We start from the raw sequence: 20,428 nt of genomic DNA, 5'->3' as shown, positions 1-20,428 counted from the left end.
CCGCCCGGAGAGCACGTGGACCGACGGCTCCTCCTCGATACTCTGAGGCGATGATCGGCCGTCGCCGTGGAGGGAAGAAGGATCAGCATGGACTACTCGAACGAGGACGATCTCAAGCAGAGGATCGGTATCGACTCCTGGAGGAATCTGTCGAAAGAGAAGTTCATCGCGTTCGCATCCGAGCTGCCGAACATGAGCGAGGAGCTCGCCCTGAAGGTCGTCGAGCAGTTCCCGGATTTCAAGAATCTCGTCCTCGACTCGTTCAGTGAAGTGCGAGATCAGGCGAGTTCAGCCGTTCGAGCCAACTGGAAGAGTCAGAAGAAGGTTCATAGGGCCTTCGCCGAGTACCGCGCCGTCCTGAACCGCGAACTGGATCGTGACACCCTGAGCGCGGCGGACCGCTACTCGGTCCTTCGGCTGTTCAAAGAAGCGATCGACGACGAAGCACTCAAGGATTCGGAGCACAAGGCGTTCGTGCTCCGGGCACTGGGCATCGTCGCGATGGTCGCAGTCGCCGGAGTCTCGACAGGAGTCGCCGTCCTCGGCGGTCGAGCCAGGATCGGCGGAGACGCCTAGTACCGAGTGCCGATCGAACGGACCACTCCTCCGCCGACGAGCGCGTCGAGGCCGCGAGGCGGTCGACCCGCCGAACAGGCGAGGTTCCCGATCCGGCCGCCGGCACAAAGCAGAAGGCCCGCTCTCTCGAGCGGGCCTTCTGTGGTGGTGGATCCGAGGGGATTCGAACCCCTGACCTCTTCATTGCGAACGAAGCGCGCTACCAACTGCGCCACGGACCCGTGCCTTCCGAGCCGTCACCGGACCGAACAACTCGTCCACACTAGCACGGACGAGCAGGCGCCTCGCACTCGCGTCAGGCCCCGCGGCGGCGCTGCAGCGCCTGGTCGAGGTCGATCGCGTCGACGCCGTCCACGACGCCCATGGCGGCGAAGCGGGAGGAGGGACGCGGGGCCTCGGGAGCGGGAGCGGCGGCACGCGGGACGCGCAACGGCGCCACTTCGGGAGCGGTCGCGGCGGCGCGCTGGGCGAGCTCCGCCTCCGCCGCGGCGGTGCGCAGGCGCTCCACGGCGTCGATCGACGCCATCGCGGAGGCGGCGACCGTGCCCCGGGACAGGTAGAGCGGCTTGGGGAGCGGCTGCGGCGTCCAGCTCGCACGGTCCTCGGCGAGCTCCTCGGAGGCGTCGTCCGCGGCCTCCTCGGCGAGCTCGGCCTCGAAGACCTCGGCGCGCCGGCGCTCGGTCGCGGCGGCCGTCGTCGCTGTCGCGGCCGGAGCGGCGGCGCGGCGGCGACCCGGCGCGAGCAGGATCAGCGTGCCGAGCCCCGCGACGGCGAGGAGCAGGCCGACGAGCGGCACCGCACCCGTGCCTCCGAACGGCAGCATCACGAGCCCGACCAGCGCGGCGACCGCCCCGACCAGCACGGCCAGCGCGGCGCCCTGGCGCCAGCGCAGGACCGAGGGCCCTGACCGCGTGCTCCGCCGTGCGCTCGCGGTCGCCCGTCGCAGCGCGTCGCGCGCCGCCTTCTCCGCCTGTGCCAGCTCCATCGCCTGTGCCTTCTCTTCGGCTCGTCGTCGTGTCTCGGTCACCCGGAGCCGGCGCTGCTGCAGCGCCACCTCGCGGGCCGTCGCCTCCGCACGCACGTGCTCGGGCACTTCCGCGGTCTCGGCGAGGATCCGCAGCGTCTGCTGCAGCCTCACCGCGTTGCGCTCGGTCGCGTTGTACGACCGCCTGCGCATCCACGTGGGGATCAAATAGGCGACCCACAGAACGGCGGCGAGCGCCCAGACGACGCCCCCGCCCAGCCAGTCGCTACTCATGCGGACAACGCTAGGAGCACCGGGCACTCCCGTCCGTCATTACGGGTAGGTGTGTCCGTGCGGATCGCGGATCAGCCGGGGCCCCGTCGGAGGGACACCGGCGCCGTCGGAGGGTCCGGAGAGACCCGAGCGGCGCGAGGCGCGGAGGTCCGCGTCGGTCGGCACGCCGACCTCCGACGGGACCTGCCCGTCGAGGTAGCGGCGGAGCACGCCGCGGGGCACCTCCTCCGCCACGAGGGCGAAGCAGAAGTGGTCGCGCCAGTCGCCGTTGATGTGGATGAAGCGCCGCCGCAGGCCCTCGTAGCGGAAACCGAGCTTCTCGACCACGCGCAGGCTCGGCCGGTTCTCCGGGCGGATGCAGATCTCGATCCGGTGCAGGCCCAGGTCGAGGAAGGCGTGGTCGGCCGCGAGGGCCACGGCGATCGGAGTGATCCCCCGCCCGGCATAGCGCTCGGACACCCAGTAGCCGATCGACCCGGAGGAGAGCGAGCCGTACCCGATGTTCGAGATGTTGAGCTGCCCGGCGAGCTCGCCGTCCCAGTCGATGAGGAACGGCACTCCCCCGCCGGCCCGCGCGTTCTGCTGCAGCGAGCGGATGCTGGCGCGCACGTCGAACGCGGCGCCTCCCCGGGGGTCGGACGCCTCCCACTGGCGCAGCCACGACCGGTTCGCGATCAGCTCCCGCTCGAGAGGGCGGGCGTCGCGCACGCGGATGGGGCGGACGGTGACACGACCCTCGGTGAGTGTCGGGATCGGGAGCGGCATGATGCGACCCTACTGCTCCGCCGCACTGCGGGAGGGGGACTGGACTCCGCGGCGTTCCGTGCTCTCGGGGAACGGAGGAACGGACGGGATCCCGTGCCGCAGCAGGGGGTCCCGTCCGTTCCGGAGGCGCGCTCGCCGGGGCTCAGAGGCCGGCGACGAAGTCCTTCAGCCAGGGCTTGAGGTCCTTGCCGAGGTCGTCGCGGTCGGAGGCGAGCTGCACGATCGCCTTGATGTAGTCGAGCTTGTCGCCGGTGTCGTAGCGGCGGCCGCGGAACACGACGCCGTAGACGCCGCCGAACTCGGCCGGGTCCTGGGCCATGCGCTCCAGCGCGTCGGTCAGCTGGATCTCGCCGCCCTTGCCCGGAGCGGTGTGCTCGAGCACGCCGAACACGTCGGGCTTCAGCACGTAGCGGCCGATGATCGCGAGGTTCGAGGGGGCGTCCTCCTTGGAGGGCTTCTCGACCAGCCCGGTGATCCGCACCACGTCGTCCTCGTCGGTCGCCTCGACCGCCGCGCAGCCGTAGAGGTGGATCTGGTCGGGGTCGACCTCGAGCAGCGCGACGACCGTGGTGTCGCGCTGCTCGGCGACGTCGATCATGCGGGAGAGCAGCGGGTCGCGGGCGTCGATCAGGTCGTCGCCGAGGAGCACGGCGAAGGGCTCGTCACCGACGTGGCGCTGCGCACGGGAGACCGCGTGGCCGAGGCCCTTCGGCTCGCCCTGACGGACGAAGTGCACGTCGGCGAGGTCGCTGGCGTACTTGACGTGCTCGAGCTTCTTGTCGTCCTTCTTCTGGGACAGGTTCTGCTCGAGCTCGGGCACCGAGTCGAAGTGGTTGGCGAGCGCGTTCTTGTTGCGCCCGATGATCACGAGCACGTCCTGGAGGCCGGCGTCCGCCGCCTCCTCGACCACGTACTGGATCGCCGGCTTGTCGACGACCGGCAGCATCTCCTTGGGGATGGCCTTCGTCGCCGGCAGGAAGCGGGTGCCGAGACCTGCGGCGGGGATGACTGCTTTGCGGATTCGAGTGCCCATGGGGCGCCATCCTAGCGGCGGGGGACGTCGCGGGAGTTTCGCGCCAGGACCGGCGACGGAAGGCGCCGGACCCCGTTCCGGGGCGGTCCGGGACGAGCGTCCCTCAGGGTCGTCCGCGCGGAGGCCGGCGCGGGGCCCGGTTCTAGACTGAGCGCATGCCAGCCGACATCACGCACGAGAAGCGGGCGCTGCGCGCCGAGCTGCGCGAGCGCCGCCGCACGCAGACCTCGACCGCTCGCGACCAGGCCGCGGAGCAGATCACCGCCCACCTGATCGAGCTCGCCACCCGCGTGGGGGCCCGCTCCCTCGCGTGCTACCTCTCCGCTCCGGACGAGCCGAGCACCCGGCCGTTCCTGGGCTGGGCCGAGAGCCACGGCATCCGCGTCCTCTTCCCCGTCTCGCGCCAGGACGGCCTGCTCGACTGGGCGGTCGGCGACGGCCACACCGAGACCCAGGGCCTGTTCGGCATGCCCGAGCCCGTCGGGCAGCTGCTCGGCCCCATCGCGATCAACGACGTCGACCTCATCGTCGTCCCGGCCGCCACCGTCGACCGGCAGGGGATGCGGATGGGCTGGGGGCGCGGCTACTTCGACAAGACCCTCGGCTCGATGGAGAAGTGCCCGCCGGTCTACGCCGTCGTCTTCGACAGCGAGCTCGTCGACCGGGTGCCCAGCGAGGTCCACGACCAGGCCGTCGACGGAGTCGTCACTCCCTCCGGCATCGTCGACCTGCGCCACTGACCCCGTCCTCCTTCTCCCCCACCCGCCTCCGAGGAGCCCCCTGTGCCCACCTACTCCTACCGCTGCACGCAGTGCGGCAACGCCTTCGACATCCAGCAGAAGTTCACCGACGACACGCTCACCGAGTGCCCGAGCTGCCAGGGGGCGCTGCGCAAGGTGTTCAGCGCGGTCGGCGTGACCTTCAACGGCTCGGGCTTCTACCGCACCGACTCCCGCTCCGGCGGGAAGTCGAGCGAGGGCGGCTCCTCCTCCTCGGGTGCCGGCTCGTCCGGCTCGGGCGCATCCGGCTCCGGCTCATCCGACTCGTCGTCGGGCTCCTCGGGATCGGGCGGCTCCTCCTCCGGATCCTCGGGTTCATCGGGCTCGGGCGGCTCCTCGTCCGGCTCGGGGTCCTCGGGCTCCGGATCGTCCTCCTCCTCGTCGTCCTCGGGCTCCTCCGGGTCCTCCTCCTCGGGTTCCTCCTCCGGGAGCTGACCCGCCACCCACCGCTCACGGCAGAAACGGAACGAACATGATCAACGGCTTCAAAGAGTTCATCCTCCGCGGCAACGTCATCGACCTGGCTGTCGCCGTGGTCATCGGCGCCGCCTTCACGACCATCGTCAACGCGATCGTGACGGGGATCTTCAACCCGCTCATCGGCGTGATCTTCGACGCCTCCTCCCTCGAGGCCCTGGTCTGGCCCATCCGACCGGGAGAGAACGGCGAGGACCCGACCGTCATCGCCTACGGCTCGGTCGTCTCGGCCCTGATCCAGTTCGTGATCGTCGCCTTCGTCCTCTACTTCGCGTTCGTCCTGCCGATCAACCACCTCAAGAACGCTGCCTTCGCCAAGAAGGCCGCCGACGCCCCCGCCGCGGAGGACAAGGCCCCCACCGAGCTCGAGCTCCTCGCCGACATCCGCGACCTGCTCGCCAACAACGGCACCGCAACCACCGCGAACTCCGGCAAGCACGTCGACTGAGTTGCTCTGTCTCCTTCCGCCGGAGGCGGAAGAGGACCGCGGTCGGCTTCCCGATCGGGGAACGCTTCGCAGAGCGTTGTGCGAACGGTGCGTCCGAAACGTCGGCACGCGTTTCGGACGGCACCTGCACCTTCGGGAGGTCGCCGAACGGGACCTTCGGCGTCTCCGACGGGGACTGCTCGGCCCTGTCTCCACGCGCTCCTCGGATACCGCCGGGCACCGGGCGGGAAGCGATCGGTCAGCAGGCATTGGACGGAAGCAGTCGGTCACCGGGCGCTGGGCGCACGCGGTCGCCAGCGGGCGCCGGGCCGAAGCAGTCGGTCAGCGAGCACCGGAAGGAAGCGGTCGTCTGCGGGCGCCGGACAGAAGCGGTCGGCCACCGTCGACGGGCCCGACGTGAGCGGTCGGCAGGCGTCGGCGTGACGTGGTCGCTCGTCGAGCAGGGGTGTGCCGGGGTGAGGTCCGAGGTCGCCGACGGGACATGTCTCGACTCGCGGATAACCGACCGGTCCGGCTGACGTCAGTAGTGCGGGGGGACGTCCTGGCGCAGGCGCGCGTCGTTCGGGCCGGTGTCGGGGCGCGCGGGCGGCGCGGAGGGGTCGGCGACCGGAGCATCGTGCGGCGACGGATCGGTGCCGGGCTTCGCGGGGAGCGTCGCCCGCCGGCCGCCGCGGGTGCGCCGCAACGGGCGGTCGGCACCCGCGGGGGCGTCGGGATCCGGCGCCACGATCAGTCGTGCGGCAGCGGCTCGTCGGGCTGCGTCTCCCCCGACGCCGGAGCGGCGGCGGCAGCAGGAGCGGCGGGAGCAGCGGCGGCGGCGGCAGGAGCGGCAGGAGCAGCAGGAGCCTCGCCGGCGGCGGGAGCAGCGGTCTGCTCCTCCCCCGCGGTCGCACCGATCAGCCCGGCCACCCGCGCGGCCACGGCCTCGGGGTCGGCGAACAGCTCGAAGTTGTGCACCCGCAGGTAGTGCCAGCCCAGCCGGCGCAGCAGCTCCGGACGCAGGCGCAGCGACACGCGCAGGCTCTGCGTGCTCACGTCGCGGTCGGTCTCGACCACCACGGCACGGGTCCCGTGCGCGGCGACGAGGGCCAGCTTGCCCTTGTGCCCGATGTTGACCCGGAGTCCGCGGCGCTCGAGGCGCGCGGCGAGATCCACCAGCATCGGCTCCGAGTAGTCGTCGCGGTCGCTCGGCTGGACGCGGTCCTCCGCCTCCTGCAGCACCTGCGCGAGCGCGACCATGCCGTAGCGCATGCGCGACTCGTCGATGTCGCCCGGGCGGAAGCACGAGACGATGTCCATCGAGCGGCGGGCACGGGTCATCCCGACCGCCAGCAGGCGCTCTCCGCCCGGCTCCGCGAGAGCGCCGAAGTTCGACAGCAGGCGGCCGTGGGGCGTCCGGCCGTAGCCGATCGAGAAGATGACGCGGTCGCGGCTCTGCGCGACCGACTGCTCCAGCGTCACGACGGCGAAGGGCTCGGGTCGGTCGCCGAGGATGAAGTCGCTCAGATCGGTGCGCTTGGCGAAGGCCGTCAGCACCGCCTGCTGCACCCGCACGGCGTGGCGAGGACTCGCGGTGATGACCATCAGCGACTCGCGCGGACGGATCACCGCGTGCTCGAGCACCAGCTCGACCACCTTCGCGACCTCGGCGTCGACGGACTCGACGGCTCCGGAGTCGTTCTCGGGCATGCCGTGCCCGCTCGCGATGTAGTGGAAGCGGAGCGAGTCGTGTCCGAGGAACGAGCCGGCCCAGGGCAGCGAGTCGATGCGGCCGCCGTAGAAGCGGCGGTTGACCAGCTCGGCCAGGTCCTCGCCGCCCGCGCGGTAGCTGCGGGTGAGCGTGACGGTGTTGAGCAGCTCGCCGAGTCGGGCGAGCGCCGACTGGGCGTGCAGCGCCTCCACGTCGGTCCGCGAGGCGGTGGAGCCGAACTCCGGCGTCTCGTCGACGCGCAGGCCGAAGGGAGTGGGGGTCTGCGTGACCGGGTCGCCGAACGCGACGACCTGCTTCGCCCGGCGGATCGCTCCGACGTTCTCGGCCAGCGTGGTCGCCCCGGCGTCGACGAGGAACACCGCGTCGAAGGTCGTCTCGGTGCCGATGCGGTGCACCTCGTACGGCGAGGCGAGCCAGGCCGGAGCCAGCACGCGCGAGAGGTGAGGAGCGGCCTTCTGCAGCTCCTGAGGGGTCGTCGCCGCCTCGGTGCGCAGCAGCGCGCGCAGCGCGTCGCGCTCCTGCGGCCAGTCGACGAGCCCGATCTTCCAGGTCTCGGAGAGCTTCCAGGCCAGCAGCTCGGCGCTCGAGGCGGCGTGCGCCTCGTCGACGAGCTTGAAGTCGGCCTCGAGCCGGTCGAGCACGCTCGTGTTGCCGCCGAGCAGCGCACGCTCGTCGGTCAGCATGATCTCGAGCGCCGAGCGCCACCAGGCCAGGTCCAGCTCGCCCGCGACCAGCTCGGCCGGCACGTGGCGGCGCGAGAGATCGGTGAGCAGCGGGTCCAGGCCCCAGTCGCGCAGGGTGGCGAGGAGGGTCGTCCGCTCCTGGAGGTTGGCGAGCACCTCGCTGTCCTCGGCGAGGCCGGACACCATCGAGGCCAGCTCGGCGAGAGGGAGCGAGGCGAGCTGCAGGTTCGTCCCGCGTCGGCCGAGCGGCTCGTCGAGACGGCTCAGCTGGTCGGTCACCTGCTGGTAGGCCACCTGCACGTCGGCGACGCCGACCGGGACCTCGGGGATCGTGCCGGCGACCGCGTAGCGCTGCCACAGCGTCCGCTGCTGCTGCACCCGGCGGAGCGCCGCGTTCAGGTCGGTGACGTGCGCGCCGGGACGCAGGTACTCGCGGGCGAGCTTCTTCAGGCGCCGACGGTTGGTGGACGACATCTCGGCGGCCTCGCGGCGCGGCGAGGTGGCGACGATGAGGTCCTGGATCGAGCGGTCGAAGACGGCCGGCTGGAACTTGTCCAGCGTCTCGCGGACGTCCTGAAGCAGACGCAGGTAGATGCCGAGCTCTGCGACCGACTCGAACGGGCGCATCCGCGTCTGGCCGATGACGTCCTGGGCGCGGTCGAGCAGGCGCGGCAGGTCGCGCAGGTGCAGTCGCTTGGCCAGCTCGTGGGCGATCTCGGCGTCGGCGGTGGAGTCGAACTGGGCCCCGTACCAGGGCGAGTCGCCCGGGCCGTAGCGGAACTCGCCCAGGCGCGCCGACTCGATCAGCATCCGGGTCGCCTCGGGGCGGCTGTGCGCGAGAGCGGTGACGGAGCGGCGGTCGAGGCGGGCGGCGGTCGACGGGGGCGTCCGCAGCTGCGAGAGGCGGGCGAGCTCCTCGAGGGCCTGCAGCGCCGAGACGCCGAAGCTCTCGTCGCGCCGGGAGAGCGCGCCGCGGTAGTCGAGCAGCACCTTCCGCAGCCGGAGCAGGGCGTCGTCGATCTCGCTGACGGAGGGGCGCGCGGCCTTCTCGTTGCGGCCGATCGACTGGATGAGGTCGCGGCGGAGCGTGCGGGGTCCGACCGCGATGCCGCCCAGGCCCGCCGAGAGCAGGCGCTGGTGGATGCTGTCGAGGCTCGACCGGCGGGCGCTGACGACCAGCACGCGCTTGTGCTGGGCGGCCAGGGCGCCGATCGCGTTGACGATGGTCTGGGTGCCGCCCGTGCCGGGAAGGGTCTTCACGACGAGCGAGTTGCCGGCCGCGATGTTCGCGATCACCTGCTCCTGCTCGGCGTCCGCGTCGAGGAGGAGGTTGTCGGTCGCCGGAGGACGCTCGTCCTGCGGGATGATCGACGCCACCTTCTGCGACTGCTGCAGCGCCCGCTTGGCGGCCGGGTTCCCGGCGACGGCGTCGAGGACCGGGTGCTCGAGCATCCGGGCGTCGCGGAGCATGTCGCCCGCCACGTCGGCGAAGCTCGAGACCACGAGGCGCGGGTGCACGGCGAACCACGGCAGGTGCGAGGTCAGGCCGCGCAACTGGTCGATGACCGGCTGCGGCTTGAAGACGCCGTTCTGCACGGCCAGCTCGACGAACTGCTCGGGGTCGATCGTGATGCCGAACTGCTGCTTGAGGGCGCGCGCGAGCTGCGGATTGAAGTAGGGCTGGCCCTTGAGCTTGAGCTCGAAGTCGCGGCCGTAGCGGCGGATGGCGAGCGGGCGCAGGAGCACGGGTGCGGTGAACTCCGTGTCGCCGGCGCGCCACTGGGCGAGGCCGATGGCGAGGTGGACGCCCTCGATGCCGCGGACCGAGCGCAGCTCGATCCCCTTGTCGGTGATCGCACCCGCGGCGTTCTTCGCGGTGCGCAGGGCGAGCTCGTCGCGGATGAGCGAGGAGAGGAGCGTCGTCTTGCCCGAGATGAACGGGGGCAGCCCGCCGGGGTGCGTGGTCGAGAGCTCGATGCGCGTCCGGGGCGAGTCCACGAAGTGGAGCAGGGGCGACGGACCGCCGACCTTGGCGAGCTCGTCGCGCCACGACTGCCACACCGGATCGGCCACGTTGCCGCCCTGGTAGCCGGCCTCGCCGCTCGTCACCTGCACGGGAGAGGTCGCCGTCGGGGAGAGCCGATGCGCGGACGCCTCCCCCTGGTCACCGGATTCGGGTGAGGTCGCCACCGGTCCGGCTCCTGGGAAATCGTCGACTCGTTGCACACGGACACCCTAAACCGGGCACCTCCGAAAGGCCGTAGCGACGCGGGTCGGCGGCACGGCACCTCCGAACGGCTCACCTGCCTGGAGCATCGGAGGCACGCGGAGCGCCGGGTCGGATCGGCGAGCGCGCCCGCCCGATCGGGGCGGGCGGGGGTCAGGAGTGCCAGACGGCCAGGGGCGGCGCCGTCTCGACCCGGCGCTCGTCGCCGACCACGCGGATCCGGCTGCTCACGCGGTCGTGCCCGGCGGCCGCGGCGACCGCGGTCATGACGAGCCGGGCGTGGTCGCGCGTGAGATGCCCGAAGGCGCTCCGCAGATCGACGGGGCGGCCGGTGGCGAGCGACACGGCGATGCGCGCGACCGCCTCCTCCGAGAGGTCGAGGAGGCACGCCTGCTCGACGAGGACGGCGAAGTCGATCCGCGGAGCGGCCTCCGTGGCGGCACCAGCCGCCCACGGGTGCTCGGGGCGGAGGCATCCGGCGCGGACGAGGAGCTGCTCCGCGGCCTCGAGGCCGGGCCCGGCGAGGACGGGGATCATGCCGCGGTCCGCTCGGCGCGGCGCCCGGAGGCGCGGACCCCGACGGACACGACGGCCGACAGCAGGCAGGCGACGCCGGCGATCAGCGGCGCGAGCCAGCCGAGGACGCTCACCTCGTCGACGTCCGTGCCGAAGTACTGCCAGTGCGCGATGGCGTAGACGAAGAGGGAGAAGAAGCTGAGCGCGACGCCCGTGAGCGCCGACACCAGGTCCGCCGGACGGACGAGGGGCTCGTGCTTGGCAGAGGCGGCCTGCTCGATCGCGGGCTCGGAGAGGGCGGCGGGCGGGACCTGCGGGAGGGTCGCGGTGGCGGGGTGCTGCGTCATGTCTCCGAGGCAACCAGCCGCGCAGTGTCACGGTCGTCACTCGCTGGCATGACGTCCTGAGCCGAGCGGATGGTGGCGCGGTCGGCCGGTCAGGGAGCGACGGGGACGTCCGCTCGAGCCGGTCGGCGTCCGAGCGACGACTGGAACCGCAGAAGGTACCCGTCCGGATCGGCCACCACCAGCTGACGGACGCCCGCCTCCTCCGCTCCGACCCGGTACCAGCGGGTCTCGAGCGGCGAGAACAGCGGCGTCCCGGCCTCGGCGAGCGCCGCCGCCGTCCGGTCGGCGTCGTCGACGTGCAGCTGCAGGTTCATCCCCCGGCCGAGCGGGCGCTCCAGCGGTGCAGCGATCCAGTTGCGGCCCCGCCCCGCCTCTTCGAGCATCACGTGCGCGGAGCCGAGGACCAGGTACGCGAAGCCCTCCTCGGGCCGGGCGTAGTGGATCCGGAACCCGCAGGGACCGCACCAGAACCCGAGGCTCCGGTCGAGGTCGGCGACGAGCAGCTCGGGGACGAGATCGGGATCGGCCATCCGCGCGTTCTACGCCTCGGCGCTTTCGGGGCGCTTCGTGCGGCCCGGGAGCAGGAGCAGGCCCGAGACGCCCACGACGATCAGCAGGATGGCCGCGACCGTCACGAAGGAGGCCAGCGCCAGCACGGGCATGATGATCGTCAGGACGCCCGCGATGACCGAGGCGATCCCTGCCGCGATCGGCAGCCACGCGGGGCCGGCGACGGTGCGGCCGCTGGTGATGCTCGAGACGCCGTCGAGGATCCAGCCCGCGCCGATCACGAGGCCCAGGACACTCAGCGACTCGAACGGGTTCGACAGGCACAGGATGCCCGCGACCAGGATCAGGGCGCCGAGCAGGCCCGCGAGCCAGCGCACCCGGGCATCGAGCCGCGAGGCGGTGAAGGCCAGCAGCAGGCGGAAGACGCCCGCGGCGATCAGGTGGATGCCGAAGACGATGGCGACGGTCAGCAGCGTCGGACCGGGGATCAGGACGGCGATGACGCCGAGCACGATCGCGATCAGCGAGACGGCGATGATCCACCAGCGCTCGACGGAGGTGCGGGACATCGTGGGCGCGGCGGTCTCGGACATGGCGTTCCTTCGCGTCGGGGAGTGCGGACCCCTCGAACGTTAGGGCACCGGGGCGGGGTGGCGCGGGGCCTTGCGCCCGCCCGCCCGAGGACGCAGGTCAGTGGCGCGATCCGGTGCGCGCCGCGGCACGGTGCCGCCGCACGCGGCGCACCACGAGCGCGAGCAGCAGCACGCCGAACGCGCTGTAGATGATCGCGTCGAGCACGCCCGCGTACTGGTCGACGAGCTCGTACTGCGTGCCGAGGGCCGCGCCGAGGCCGATCAGCAGGCCGTTCCAGACGCCGGAGCCGAGGATCGTCAGTCCCGAGAACAGCAGCAGGTTCATCCGCTCGGCCCCCGCGGGGAGCGAGATGAGGCTGCGCACGCCCGGGATGAGGCGACCGAAGAGGACCGCCCAGGTGCCGTGCCGGCGGAACCAGCCGACCGCCTTCTCGAAGTCCTCGCGGTCGACCAGCGGGAGCTTGGAGAGCAGGCGGATCGAGCGCTCCGTGCCGATGCGGTGGCCGAGCGCGTAGAGGATCAGGCCGCCGAGGTAGGCGCCGAGGGTCGCCGTGATCACGACCAGCACCAGGTTCATCCGGCCCTGCTGGGCGAGGAAGCCGGCCAGCGGCAGCACGAGCTCGCTCGGGATCGGCGGGAACACCGTCTCGATCAGCGTCAGCAGGCCGACGCCCGCCTCTCCGAGCGCGGCGATCACCCGCGCGGCGACGCCGACGAGTCCGGAGAGCTCGTCGATGCTGTCGGAGGAGGAGGCGGTCGCCACGGAGGCGGGGGCGAGGGCGAGGGTCGCGATCGTCATGACTGAGAAGCTACTCAGTCCGCCGCGCGCGCACCTGGGAATCCGGCGACCCGCTCAGGGGCGGCCGGTGAGCACGACGGTGTCCGATCCCTGCAGCCGCACCTCGACCGAGGCGATCTCGGACAGCGGGAGCCCGGTGGCGAGGCTGGGCTCCATCGTCGTCCCCGGCGCGCTCGTCCACGATCCGACGGCCTCGGTGCCGCCCGAGGTGTCCGTGACGTAGAGGACGTAGCCGGCCGAGCCCGCGTACTGCTCGGCCGTGTCGGCCCAGCTGCAGTCCATGTCGATCCGCGTGCCCCACTGCTGCGGCACGAACCGCACGGAGGCCTCGACGGGGACGCCCGGAGCCGCGGCGAGCGAGACGGTCGAGCCGACGGTCTCGACGGGGGCGAGGGACGGGCCGATCGCGAGCGGCAGGGCGACGGCGGCGGCGGCCGAGACGCCCGCGGCGGCGAGCACCAGGCCCGCGATGCGCAGCCGCGTCCGGCGGCGGACGGAGTCGGTGGCCGCGGCGAGGCGGGTCAGCAGTGCCGCCGGAGCCGGATCGCCGGCCGCCTCCGGCTCCTCGACCAGGCGCATCGCCTCGTCCTGGGGCAGGTGGGCCAGCAGGCCCGGCAGCGGGACGAACTCGGCGAGGGACTCGCGGCAGCCGGGGCAGGCGCGCAGGTGCAGCTCGTACTCGCGGCGGTCGGCGGCGGTCAGGGATCCGAGGAGGTACGCGGCGTCCCAGTCGCGGAAGGGGTCGTCGTGCCGGTCGTCGGAGGAGGGGTCGCGGTTCACAGCTCCGTCACCCCCCGCTCCTGCAGTGCGAGCTTGAGGGCCCGCATCCCGTAGTGCATCCGCGACTTGACGGTGCCCGGGGCGATCCCCAGCAGCGCGGCGATCTCGGTGACCGTGCGGCCGCCGTAGTAGGCGTGCACGATGACGGCGCGGTGGTCGTGGCTCAGTCCGCTGAGCGCGTCCGAGAGCAGCCAGGCGTCGAGCACCTGGTCGGTGCGGTCGGCGGTCGGGCGCTCGGGGACCTCGTCCGTGCCCAGCTCCCGGGCGTAGCGGGCGCTGCGGCGGTCGTCGATGACGAGGTTCCGGGCCACGGTGTAGAGCCAGGAGCGGACGGCGGCCTCGCCCTGGGCGAGGATCTCGGGGTGCTTCCAGGCGCGCAGCAGCGCCTCCTGCACGACGTCCTCCGCCATCTGGCGGTCGCCGGTCAGGCGCAGCACGAACCGCCAGAGCGCGCTGGCGTGCTCGTCGTGCAGCGCACGCAGCATCTGGGCCTGATCCTCGGACATCTCCACCTCTTCCTGCACCAACGTAACGGGGGCCCGAACGGTTCAGCCGGTTCGCGCGAGCGGCCGCACTCTGGTACTCCGGAGTCGATGACCTTCCCCGATGCCGACGACGCCGCCCGCGTGCGCTCCTTCCTCCGCGACAACCGCTCGCGGATGCTCGACGACGTCCGGCACCTCGTGATGATCGAGAGCCCCAGCGACTCCCTCGAGGCGCTCGGCGAGCTGCACGCCTTCCTGGTGCACTGGGTGGGAGAGCGGCTCGGGCACGACGCCGACGTGCAGCACCGGCGTGCGCAGGACGCGCCGACCGCGACCAGCTGGACCGTCCCGGCGAGCGGCGGCGCGAGACCGCACCGGGGCACGCGTCCGTTCGTGGCGCTGCTCGGCCACTACGACACGGTGTGGCCCCTGGGCACGACCCGCTCCTGGCCCTTCGCCGTCGACGGCGACCGCCTGAGCGGCCCGGGCAGCTACGACATGAAGGCCGGGCTGGTGCAGATGGTGTGGCTGGTGGCCGCGCTCCGCCACGCCGGCGTCCCGCATCCGGCCGTCCGCCTGGTGATGAGCGGGGACGAGGAGATCGGCAGCGCCGCCTCCCGCCCGTTCCTGGAGCGGCAGTGCGCGGGCGCCGACGCGGTCCTGGTGTTCGAGGGCGCGATCGGCGACGCGGTCAAGACGGCGCGCAAGGGCATCGGGCGCTTCGTGATCGACGTGGTCGGCGTCGAGGCGCACGCCGGGGTCGAACCGGAGAAGGGGGCGAGCGCGATCCACGAGCTCGGCTCGCTGATCCCGCGGGTGCTGGCGATCGCGCGGGAGGAGGAGGGCACCTCGGTCAACATCGGAGTGGTCTCCGGCGGCTCGCGGGTCAACGTGACGACGGCCCGCGTGCGCCTGGAGCTGGAGGCGCGGATCCGCGGATCCGCCGAGGCCGCCCGCGTCGAGGCCGAGCTCGACGCGCTCGCCGCCGCCGACCCGCGCATCCGGCTGGAGGTGCGCGGCTCCTGGGAGCGGCCCGTCTTCGAGCGGACCGCCTCCGTCGCCGCGCTCTACCGCAGGGCCGAGCGGGTCGCGAAGCGGATCGACGTCCCCCTCCGCGAGATCGCGGTCGGCGGGGCGAGCGACGGCAACCTCGTCGCCGCGCTGGGCCTGCCGGTCCTCGACGGGCTCGGCGCCCCGGGCGAGGGGGCGCACGCGCGCAGCGAGGCGATCGGCATCGAGGGCATGCTGGAGCGGACGGCGCTGGCCGCGCTGCTGGTCGCCAGCTTCGGCGACGAGCACTGACCGGCTGCAGAGGAAGGACGAGCGGATGACCCTGTACGAATCGCGCCCCGTGGGCGTCGTGATCGAGGCTCCGGCCGCGGAGGTGTACGCCTTCGTCTCCGACCCGGCGAACCTCCCGCGGTGGGCCGCGGGCCTCGCCTCCTCCGCGCTCGAGCAGGTCGACGGACGCTGGTTCGCCGACTCGCCGATGGGCCGGGTCGAGGTGCGCTTCGCCCCGCAGAACCCGTTCGGCGTCGCGGACCACGAGGTCACGCTCCCCGACGGGACGGTGGTGGACAATCCGCTCCGGGTGCTCGTGAACGGGGACGGCGCCGAAGTGGCCTTCACCGTGCGGCGGCGCCCCGGGATGAGCCTCGACGACTGGGACGAGGACTGCGCGCGGGTCGCGGACGACCTCGAATCGCTCCGGCTGCTGTTCGAGCGCGGGGCGCTGTAGGTTCGTCACAGCTCCGGCGCAGGGCCGGCACCCGTGAGAACGAGGACGCGATGACCTCCCCCGATCGTCCGAGCACCCGCCCCGCAAGCGGCATCGAGCTCAACGGCCTCGACACGATCCAGGAGTCGGAGCGGCACGGCCGCACTCGCGACCTCTTCTGGCCGTGGTTCGCCGCGAACGTGTCCGTGCTCGGGCTGAGCTACGGCTCCTTCCTCCTCGGCTTCGGCCTCTCCTTCGGGCAGGCGACGCTCGTCAGCGTGATCGGGATCGTCGTCTCGTTCCTCTTCTGCGGTCTGGTCGCCGTCGCCGGCAAGCGCGGCTCCGCCCCGACGATGGTGCTCAGCCGGGCGGCCTTCGGGGTCGACGGCAACCGCCTCGTCTCGGTGATCTCCTGGCTGCTCACGGTGGGCTGGGAGACGGTGCTGGCCTCCCTCGCGGTGCTCGCGACGGCGACGGTGTTCGAGGAGTTCGGCTGGGACGGGGGCGTGCTCACCAAGGTGGTCGCGCTGATCGTGGTCGCCGCGCTCATCGTGATCGCCGGGATCGCGGGCTTCCGCCTGATCATGCGGCTCCAGCTCGCGATCACCGTCGCGACCGCCGTGCTGACCGTGGTCTACGTCGTGCTCGTCCTCGACCGGATCGACCTCGCCGCCGTCGGCGCCCTGCCCGCGGGCTCGGCCGCCGCGGTCATCGGCGGGCTCGTGTTCATGATGACCGGCTTCGGGCTGGGCTGGGTGAACGCCGCGGCCGACTACTCCCGCTACCTCCCCCGCGGTGCCCGCACGAGCGGAGTGATCGCGTGGACGACGATCGGCGGAGCGGTCGCGCCCGTCGTGCTGGTGGTCGTCGGCCTGCTGCTGGCTGGCTCCTCGCAGGAGCTCTCGGACGCGATCGCCGCGGACCCGATCGGAGCGCTCGCCGGGATCCTGCCGACCTGGTTCCTGCTCCCCTTCATCGTCGTCGCGCTGCTCGGCCTGATAGGCGGGGCCGTGATGGACATCTACTCCTCGGGCCTGGCGCTGCTCAGCACGGGGCTCAAGGTCTCGCGGCCGGTGGCCGCCGGGATCGACGGCGTGCTGATGGTCCTCGGAGCGGTCTACGTCGTGTTCGTCGCGGGCGACTTCCTCGGCCCGTTCCAGGGCTTCCTGATCACCCTCGGCGTGCCGATCGCGGCCTGGCTCGGCGTCTTCCTCGCGGACCTCCTCCTCCGTCGGCGCGACTACGACCAGGAGGCTCTGTACGACTCCCGCGGCCGCTACGGCAGCGTCTCGGCGGTCCCCGTGGCCCTCGTGCTGATCGGCGCGGTCGTCGGCTGGGGCCTGGTGGTCAACTACTCCCCCGGGTTCGAGTGGGAGGGCTACCTCCTCGGCCCGCTCGGCGGCCGCGACGGCGACTGGGCCGGCGCCAACCTCGGCGTCCTCGTGGCGCTCGTGATCGGCTTCGCGGGAACGCTCGCCCTCTCGCGCGGGGCCGTCCGCCGCCAGGAGGCCTCGGCGTGAGCCTGCTCGTCGCGATCGACCTGCAGCACGTCTTCGCCGACGCCGAGTCGCCGTGGGGATCCGGCGGATTCGAGCGCGCGGCCGAGGGGACCCGTCGGCTCCTCCCGGCGTTCGGCGAGCGGGTCGTGACCACCCGCTTCGTCGCCCCGGAGCGGCCCGCCGGCGCGTGGATCCCCTACTACCGCGAGTGGCCGTTCGCGCTCGTCCCCGAGAGCGACCGGCTCTACGAGCTCGTGGCCGGGTTCGAGGGCCACCGCACGATCACCGCCACGACCTTCGGCAAGTGGGGGCCCGAGCTCGAGGCCGAGCTCGACGACTCCCGCGAGGTCGTGCTCACCGGCGTCTCGACCGACTGCTGCGTGCTCTCGACGGCGCTGGCGGCCGCGGACGCCGGAGTACGCGTCAGGGTCGCCGCGGACGCCTGCGCCGGCGCCTCCGAGGCCGACCACCAGCGCGCGCTCGACGCCATGTCCCTGTACGCGCCGCTGATCGAGATCACGACCGTGGACGCGGTGCTGGCGGACCTGCGCGACCGGGTCTGAGACCGCGGGCGGGACGCGAGCCGCTCGCGCCGGTCGGCCCCGCGCGTCGCGGGGCGACCCCGTCACCCGGCATGATGTCGGCATGTCCTCCACCGACGAGCGCGTCAGCCCGGCTTCCCGCACCCTGGTCATCGGCGAGGCGCTGATCGACATCGTCGAGCGCGACGGCAGCGCCACGGAGCACGTCGGCGGCTCCCCGGCCAACGTCGCCCTCACGCTCGCCCGACTCGGGCGACCCGCGACCCTCGTCACCGACATCGCCGACGACGAGCGCGGCCGCCGCATCAGCGCCCACCTCGAGGCCTCCGGAGTGGAGGTCCGGCACGGCGACTCGGAGCGCACCAGCACCGCTCGGGCGGTCCTCGCCGCGGACGGGTCGGCCCGCTACGTCTTCGACCTCTCCTGGAACCCGCCGGCGGCGGACCCGGAGGGCGCCTCCCACGTCCACACCGGCTCCATCGCGATCTTCCTCGAGCCGGGCGGATCCGCCGTGCTCGAGCTCCTCGAGGCTCTGCCCGCCGGAGTGACGGCGAGCGTCGACGCGAACATCCGCCCGGCTCTGGTCGGCGCGCACGCCGAGGCGCTCGCGCGCTTCGAGCGGATCGCCGCCGCGTGCGAGGTCGTGAAGCTCAGCGACGAGGACGCGGAGTGGCTCTACCCGACGATGCAGCTCGACGAGGTCCTCAGCCGGCTGCTCTCCCTCGGGTCGCAGCTCGCGGTCGTCACACGCGGCGCGGAGGGACTTCTGCTGGCCTCGGCCGTCACGCGGGTGACCGTGCCCGCCGCCCGGATCGTGGTGGCGGACACGATCGGCGCCGGCGACTCCGCGATGGGCGCGATCCTCGACGAGGCGTTCCGCCAGGGCCTCGGCGCCGCGAACGGGATGCTCCTCGACGGCCCCGCCCTTCACGCGATCGGCCGTCACGCCGCGCACGTCGCCGGCATCACGACCTCCCGCTCCGGCGCGAACCCGCCCACCCGCGACGAGCTCTGAGGGCCGGGGGCGGGCCTTCTGCAGGACGCCCCTGGTGCTCGCGTCGGGACGCGGAGATACTGGGCGCACCTCGACGGAAAGGCGTGCCGTGCCCACTTCACTGAGCCCCTACATCGGCTTCGACGGCTCCGCGCAGGAGGCGATGGAGTTCTACCGGGACGTCCTCGGCGGCGAGCTCAGCTCCAGCCGCTTCGGCGACTTCGGGATGAGCGCGGATCCGGCCGACCAGGACCGGATCATGCACGCCCAGCTCGTCACGCCGAGCGGGATGATCCTGATGGGCTCCGACTCCCCCTCCTCGAGCCCGGCCGAGAGCGGCGCCCGCATCACGATCGCGCTCTTCGGCGACGACGACGCCGAGCTGAGCGGCTACTGGGACGGCCTGGCCGAGGGCGGCACGGTCGTCGAGCCGCTGGTCGCCTCGCCCTGGGGCGACCGCTTCGGGATGCTGGTCGACCGCTACGGCGTCGGCTGGATGGTGAACATCGCCGCTCCGCCGGCCTGACGCTCCTCCCCAGCACGGGATCGGGGTACGCCTCCCCCGGGTGCGTCCACCCGTCCCGCCGGACGCCGCGGCGGGCGCAGAATGGAGGGGCCGCTCCCGCTCCGGGGGCCGTCCCACCTCTCACGAAGGCTGCAGATGACGATCACGCTCGGGTACAAGGCATCGGCGGAGCAGTTCGGCGCCCGGGAGCTCGTCGAGCTCGCGGTCGGCGCCGAGCGGCACGGCTTCGAGACCGCGGTCGTCTCGGACCACTTCCAGCCGTGGCGGCACACGGGCGGGCACGCGCCGTTCTCCCTCGCCTGGCTCGCCGCGGCCGGTGAGCGCACCTCCACCATCACCCTCGGCACCTCCGTGATGACCCCGCACTACCGCTACAACCCCGCCGTCATCGCCCAGGCGTTCGGCACGCTCGGCGTGCTCTACCCCGAGCGGATCATGCTCGGCGTCGGCACCGGCGAGGCGCTGAACGAGGTCGCCACCGGCTATCAGGGCGCGGGCGAGCAGACCTGGCCCGACTTCAAGGAGCGCTTCGCCCGCCTGCGCGAGGCCATGCGGCTGATGCGCGCGCTCTGGGCGGGCGACCGCGTCACCTTCGACGGCGAGTACTACTCCACGCACGAGGCGTCGATCTACGACAAGCCCGAGGGCGGCGTGCCGGTCTACATCGCGGCGGGCGGCCCCGTCGTCGCCAAGTACGCCGGCCGGGCGGGCGACGGCTTCATCTGCACGTCGGGCAAGGGCATGGAGCTCTACACCGAGAAGCTGCTCCCCGCCGTCGAGGAGGGCGCCGCGGCGGCCGATCGCGACTCCTCGACCATCGACCGCATGATCGAGATCAAGCTCTCCTACGATCCCGATCCGGCGCTCGCGCTCGAGAACACGCGCTTCTGGGCGCCGCTCTCGCTGTCGCCGGAGCAGAAGCACTCGCTGACCGATCCGGTCGACATGGAGCGCGCCGCCGACGAGCTGCCGATCGAGCAGGTCGCGAAGCGCTGGATCGTCGGCTCCGACCCCGAGGAGACGGTCGCGCAGATCAAGCCCTACGTCGACGCGGGTTTCACCCACCTGGTCTTCCACGCCCCGGGCGACGACCAGCAGCGCTTCTTCGACGCCTTCGAGCGCGACCTAGCCCCGCGGCTGCGCGCGCTCTGACCTCCGCCTCC

General features: G+C 72.6%; 23 protein-coding genes and 1 tRNA gene. 11 read left to right on the top strand and 13 right to left on the bottom strand.

Annotated elements, in window-relative coordinates; genetic code table 11:
- Window positions 1-87: 87 nt before the first annotated feature.
- Window positions 88-576: a hypothetical protein gene (locus tag C5B98_RS00375; protein WP_104226443.1), complete on the top strand. Its 489-nt coding sequence runs from the start codon at window positions 88-90 to the stop codon at window positions 574-576.
- A gap of 145 nt (window positions 577-721) precedes the next feature.
- Here the strand turns inward: C5B98_RS00375 and C5B98_RS00370 are convergent.
- The 4 genes from C5B98_RS00370 to galU all read right to left on the bottom strand — a co-directional run bounded on the left by C5B98_RS00370 (window position 722) and on the right by galU (window position 3,632).
- Window positions 722-797 (bottom strand) — tRNA-Ala (locus tag C5B98_RS00370).
- Window positions 798-871: 74 nt separating this feature from the next.
- Window positions 872-1,834, bottom strand: coding sequence for a hypothetical protein (locus tag C5B98_RS00365; protein ID WP_104223216.1), 963 nt, complete (start codon window positions 1,832-1,834; stop codon window positions 872-874).
- A 39-nt stretch (window positions 1,835-1,873) separates the two neighbouring features.
- The gene (locus C5B98_RS00360) at window positions 1,874-2,599 is read right to left on the bottom strand and encodes a GNAT family N-acetyltransferase (RefSeq protein ID WP_104223217.1); all 726 of its coding nucleotides are present in this window, start codon (window positions 2,597-2,599) and stop codon (window positions 1,874-1,876) included.
- Window positions 2,600-2,741: 142 nt separating this feature from the next.
- The gene (galU, locus tag C5B98_RS00355) at window positions 2,742-3,632 is read right to left on the bottom strand and encodes a UTP--glucose-1-phosphate uridylyltransferase GalU (RefSeq protein ID WP_104223218.1); all 891 of its coding nucleotides are present in this window, start codon (window positions 3,630-3,632) and stop codon (window positions 2,742-2,744) included.
- 155 nt (window positions 3,633-3,787) lie between these two features.
- On the opposite strand from galU, the gene C5B98_RS00350 reads away from it, so the two are divergent.
- Genes C5B98_RS00350 through mscL form a run of 3 tightly spaced genes read left to right on the top strand, consistent with a single transcriptional unit; the run spans window position 3,788 to window position 5,336 of the window.
- Window positions 3,788-4,372 (top strand): 5-formyltetrahydrofolate cyclo-ligase, encoded by a 585-nt coding sequence (locus C5B98_RS00350; protein WP_104223219.1) that lies wholly within the window; start codon window positions 3,788-3,790, stop codon window positions 4,370-4,372.
- Between the two features lie 42 nt (window positions 4,373-4,414).
- Window positions 4,415-4,846 (top strand): FmdB family zinc ribbon protein, encoded by a 432-nt coding sequence (locus C5B98_RS00345; protein ID WP_104223220.1) that lies wholly within the window; start codon window positions 4,415-4,417, stop codon window positions 4,844-4,846.
- A gap of 37 nt (window positions 4,847-4,883) precedes the next feature.
- Window positions 4,884-5,336, top strand: coding sequence for a large conductance mechanosensitive channel protein MscL (mscL, locus tag C5B98_RS00340; protein ID WP_181027096.1), 453 nt, complete (start codon window positions 4,884-4,886; stop codon window positions 5,334-5,336).
- 520 nt (window positions 5,337-5,856) lie between these two features.
- Here mscL and C5B98_RS16750 read toward each other — a convergent pair.
- The 9 genes from C5B98_RS16750 to C5B98_RS00300 all read right to left on the bottom strand — a co-directional run bounded on the left by C5B98_RS16750 (window position 5,857) and on the right by C5B98_RS00300 (window position 14,008).
- Window positions 5,857-6,063, bottom strand: a complete 207-nt coding sequence (locus C5B98_RS16750; protein ID WP_104232858.1) for a hypothetical protein — start codon at window positions 6,061-6,063, stop codon at window positions 5,857-5,859.
- Window positions 6,064-6,065: 2 nt separating this feature from the next.
- Window positions 6,066-9,920 carry a DEAD/DEAH box helicase gene (locus C5B98_RS00335; protein WP_374953042.1) on the bottom strand — a complete coding sequence of 1,285 codons (3,855 nt, stop codon included), beginning with the start codon at window positions 9,918-9,920 and terminating at the stop codon, window positions 6,066-6,068.
- A 190-nt stretch (window positions 9,921-10,110) separates the two neighbouring features.
- Window positions 10,111-10,494 carry a hypothetical protein gene (locus C5B98_RS00330; RefSeq protein WP_104268384.1) on the bottom strand — a complete coding sequence of 128 codons (384 nt, stop codon included), beginning with the start codon at window positions 10,492-10,494 and terminating at the stop codon, window positions 10,111-10,113.
- On the bottom strand, window positions 10,491-10,820 hold the full coding sequence (locus C5B98_RS00325; protein ID WP_104327096.1) for a hypothetical protein: 330 nt from the start codon (window positions 10,818-10,820) through the stop codon (window positions 10,491-10,493). Before C5B98_RS00325 ends, C5B98_RS00330 begins: the two co-directional genes overlap by 4 nt.
- Window positions 10,821-10,909: 89 nt before the next feature.
- Window positions 10,910-11,350: a VOC family protein gene (locus tag C5B98_RS00320; protein WP_104225074.1), complete on the bottom strand. Its 441-nt coding sequence runs from the start codon at window positions 11,348-11,350 to the stop codon at window positions 10,910-10,912.
- A 9-nt stretch (window positions 11,351-11,359) separates the two neighbouring features.
- On the bottom strand, window positions 11,360-11,923 hold the full coding sequence (locus tag C5B98_RS00315) for an HdeD family acid-resistance protein (RefSeq protein WP_104225073.1): 564 nt from the start codon (window positions 11,921-11,923) through the stop codon (window positions 11,360-11,362).
- A 97-nt stretch (window positions 11,924-12,020) separates the two neighbouring features.
- A complete protein-coding gene (locus tag C5B98_RS00310) occupies window positions 12,021-12,722 on the bottom strand; it encodes a DedA family protein (protein WP_104225072.1) in 702 nt (233 codons plus the stop codon).
- A 54-nt stretch (window positions 12,723-12,776) separates the two neighbouring features.
- Window positions 12,777-13,502: an anti-sigma factor gene (locus tag C5B98_RS00305; protein ID WP_104232863.1), complete on the bottom strand. Its 726-nt coding sequence runs from the start codon at window positions 13,500-13,502 to the stop codon at window positions 12,777-12,779.
- Window positions 13,499-14,008: a sigma-70 family RNA polymerase sigma factor gene (locus C5B98_RS00300; protein ID WP_104327095.1), complete on the bottom strand. Its 510-nt coding sequence runs from the start codon at window positions 14,006-14,008 to the stop codon at window positions 13,499-13,501. The genes C5B98_RS00305 and C5B98_RS00300 overlap by 4 nt, the downstream gene beginning before the upstream one ends.
- Before the next feature lie 87 nt (window positions 14,009-14,095).
- Here C5B98_RS00300 and C5B98_RS00295 point away from each other — a divergent pair, with 87 nt between their 5' ends.
- From C5B98_RS00295 to fgd, 7 genes are all read left to right on the top strand, one after another.
- Window positions 14,096-15,289, top strand: coding sequence for a M20/M25/M40 family metallo-hydrolase (locus C5B98_RS00295; RefSeq protein WP_104225069.1), 1,194 nt, complete (start codon window positions 14,096-14,098; stop codon window positions 15,287-15,289).
- A 25-nt stretch (window positions 15,290-15,314) separates the two neighbouring features.
- Window positions 15,315-15,725 carry an SRPBCC family protein gene (locus C5B98_RS00290; protein ID WP_104249452.1) on the top strand — a complete coding sequence of 137 codons (411 nt, stop codon included), beginning with the start codon at window positions 15,315-15,317 and terminating at the stop codon, window positions 15,723-15,725.
- Window positions 15,726-15,775: 50 nt separating this feature from the next.
- Window positions 15,776-17,224, top strand: coding sequence for a cytosine permease (locus C5B98_RS00285; RefSeq protein ID WP_104327094.1), 1,449 nt, complete (start codon window positions 15,776-15,778; stop codon window positions 17,222-17,224).
- Window positions 17,221-17,766 (top strand): cysteine hydrolase family protein, encoded by a 546-nt coding sequence (locus C5B98_RS00280; protein ID WP_104327093.1) that lies wholly within the window; start codon window positions 17,221-17,223, stop codon window positions 17,764-17,766. Before C5B98_RS00285 ends, C5B98_RS00280 begins: the two co-directional genes overlap by 4 nt.
- Window positions 17,767-17,848: 82 nt before the next feature.
- The gene (locus tag C5B98_RS00275; RefSeq protein ID WP_104232867.1) at window positions 17,849-18,760 is read left to right on the top strand and encodes a carbohydrate kinase; all 912 of its coding nucleotides are present in this window, start codon (window positions 17,849-17,851) and stop codon (window positions 18,758-18,760) included.
- 88 nt (window positions 18,761-18,848) lie between these two features.
- Window positions 18,849-19,265, top strand: a complete 417-nt coding sequence (locus C5B98_RS00270; RefSeq protein ID WP_104246718.1) for a VOC family protein — start codon at window positions 18,849-18,851, stop codon at window positions 19,263-19,265.
- A gap of 135 nt (window positions 19,266-19,400) precedes the next feature.
- Window positions 19,401-20,417, top strand: a complete 1,017-nt coding sequence (gene fgd, locus C5B98_RS00265) for a glucose-6-phosphate dehydrogenase (coenzyme-F420) (protein ID WP_181065414.1) — start codon at window positions 19,401-19,403, stop codon at window positions 20,415-20,417.
- Window positions 20,418-20,428 lie beyond the last annotated feature (11 nt).

The sequence above is a fragment of the Rathayibacter sp. AY1A5 genome (genome assembly GCF_002930875.1).
Taxonomy (GTDB): domain Bacteria; phylum Actinomycetota; class Actinomycetes; order Actinomycetales; family Microbacteriaceae; genus Rathayibacter.
Note: the sequence above shows the minus strand (reverse complement) of the source record. Positions and strands in the feature narration are given on the sequence as shown.

Excerpts from the sequence above, each read along its gene's own strand:
- C5B98_RS00325 (WP_104327096.1), bottom strand. The coding sequence starts at position 10,820 with ATGACGCAGCACCCCGCCACCGCGACCCTCCCGCAGGTCCCGCCCGCC.
- C5B98_RS00320 (WP_104225074.1), bottom strand. The coding sequence starts at position 11,350 with ATGGCCGATCCCGATCTCGTCCCCGAGCTGCTCGTCGCCGACCTCGAC.
- C5B98_RS00295 (WP_104225069.1), top strand. The coding sequence starts at position 14,096 with ATGACCTTCCCCGATGCCGACGACGCCGCCCGCGTGCGCTCCTTCCTC.
- C5B98_RS00330 (WP_104268384.1), bottom strand. The coding sequence starts at position 10,494 with ATGATCCCCGTCCTCGCCGGGCCCGGCCTCGAGGCCGCGGAGCAGCTC.
- C5B98_RS00375 (WP_104226443.1), top strand. The coding sequence starts at position 88 with ATGGACTACTCGAACGAGGACGATCTCAAGCAGAGGATCGGTATCGAC.
- C5B98_RS00350 (WP_104223219.1), top strand. The coding sequence starts at position 3,788 with ATGCCAGCCGACATCACGCACGAGAAGCGGGCGCTGCGCGCCGAGCTG.
- C5B98_RS00360 (WP_104223217.1), bottom strand. The coding sequence starts at position 2,599 with ATGCCGCTCCCGATCCCGACACTCACCGAGGGTCGTGTCACCGTCCGC.
- C5B98_RS00275 (WP_104232867.1), top strand. The coding sequence starts at position 17,849 with ATGTCCTCCACCGACGAGCGCGTCAGCCCGGCTTCCCGCACCCTGGTC.
- mscL (WP_181027096.1), top strand. The coding sequence starts at position 4,884 with ATGATCAACGGCTTCAAAGAGTTCATCCTCCGCGGCAACGTCATCGAC.
- C5B98_RS00290 (WP_104249452.1), top strand. The coding sequence starts at position 15,315 with ATGACCCTGTACGAATCGCGCCCCGTGGGCGTCGTGATCGAGGCTCCG.
- fgd (WP_181065414.1), top strand. The coding sequence starts at position 19,401 with ATGACGATCACGCTCGGGTACAAGGCATCGGCGGAGCAGTTCGGCGCC.
- galU (WP_104223218.1), bottom strand. The coding sequence starts at position 3,632 with ATGGGCACTCGAATCCGCAAAGCAGTCATCCCCGCCGCAGGTCTCGGC.
- C5B98_RS00310 (WP_104225072.1), bottom strand. The coding sequence starts at position 12,722 with ATGACGATCGCGACCCTCGCCCTCGCCCCCGCCTCCGTGGCGACCGCC.
- C5B98_RS00365 (WP_104223216.1), bottom strand. The coding sequence starts at position 1,834 with ATGAGTAGCGACTGGCTGGGCGGGGGCGTCGTCTGGGCGCTCGCCGCC.
- C5B98_RS00315 (WP_104225073.1), bottom strand. The coding sequence starts at position 11,923 with ATGTCCGAGACCGCCGCGCCCACGATGTCCCGCACCTCCGTCGAGCGC.
- C5B98_RS00300 (WP_104327095.1), bottom strand. The coding sequence starts at position 14,008 with ATGTCCGAGGATCAGGCCCAGATGCTGCGTGCGCTGCACGACGAGCAC.
- C5B98_RS00285 (WP_104327094.1), top strand. The coding sequence starts at position 15,776 with ATGACCTCCCCCGATCGTCCGAGCACCCGCCCCGCAAGCGGCATCGAG.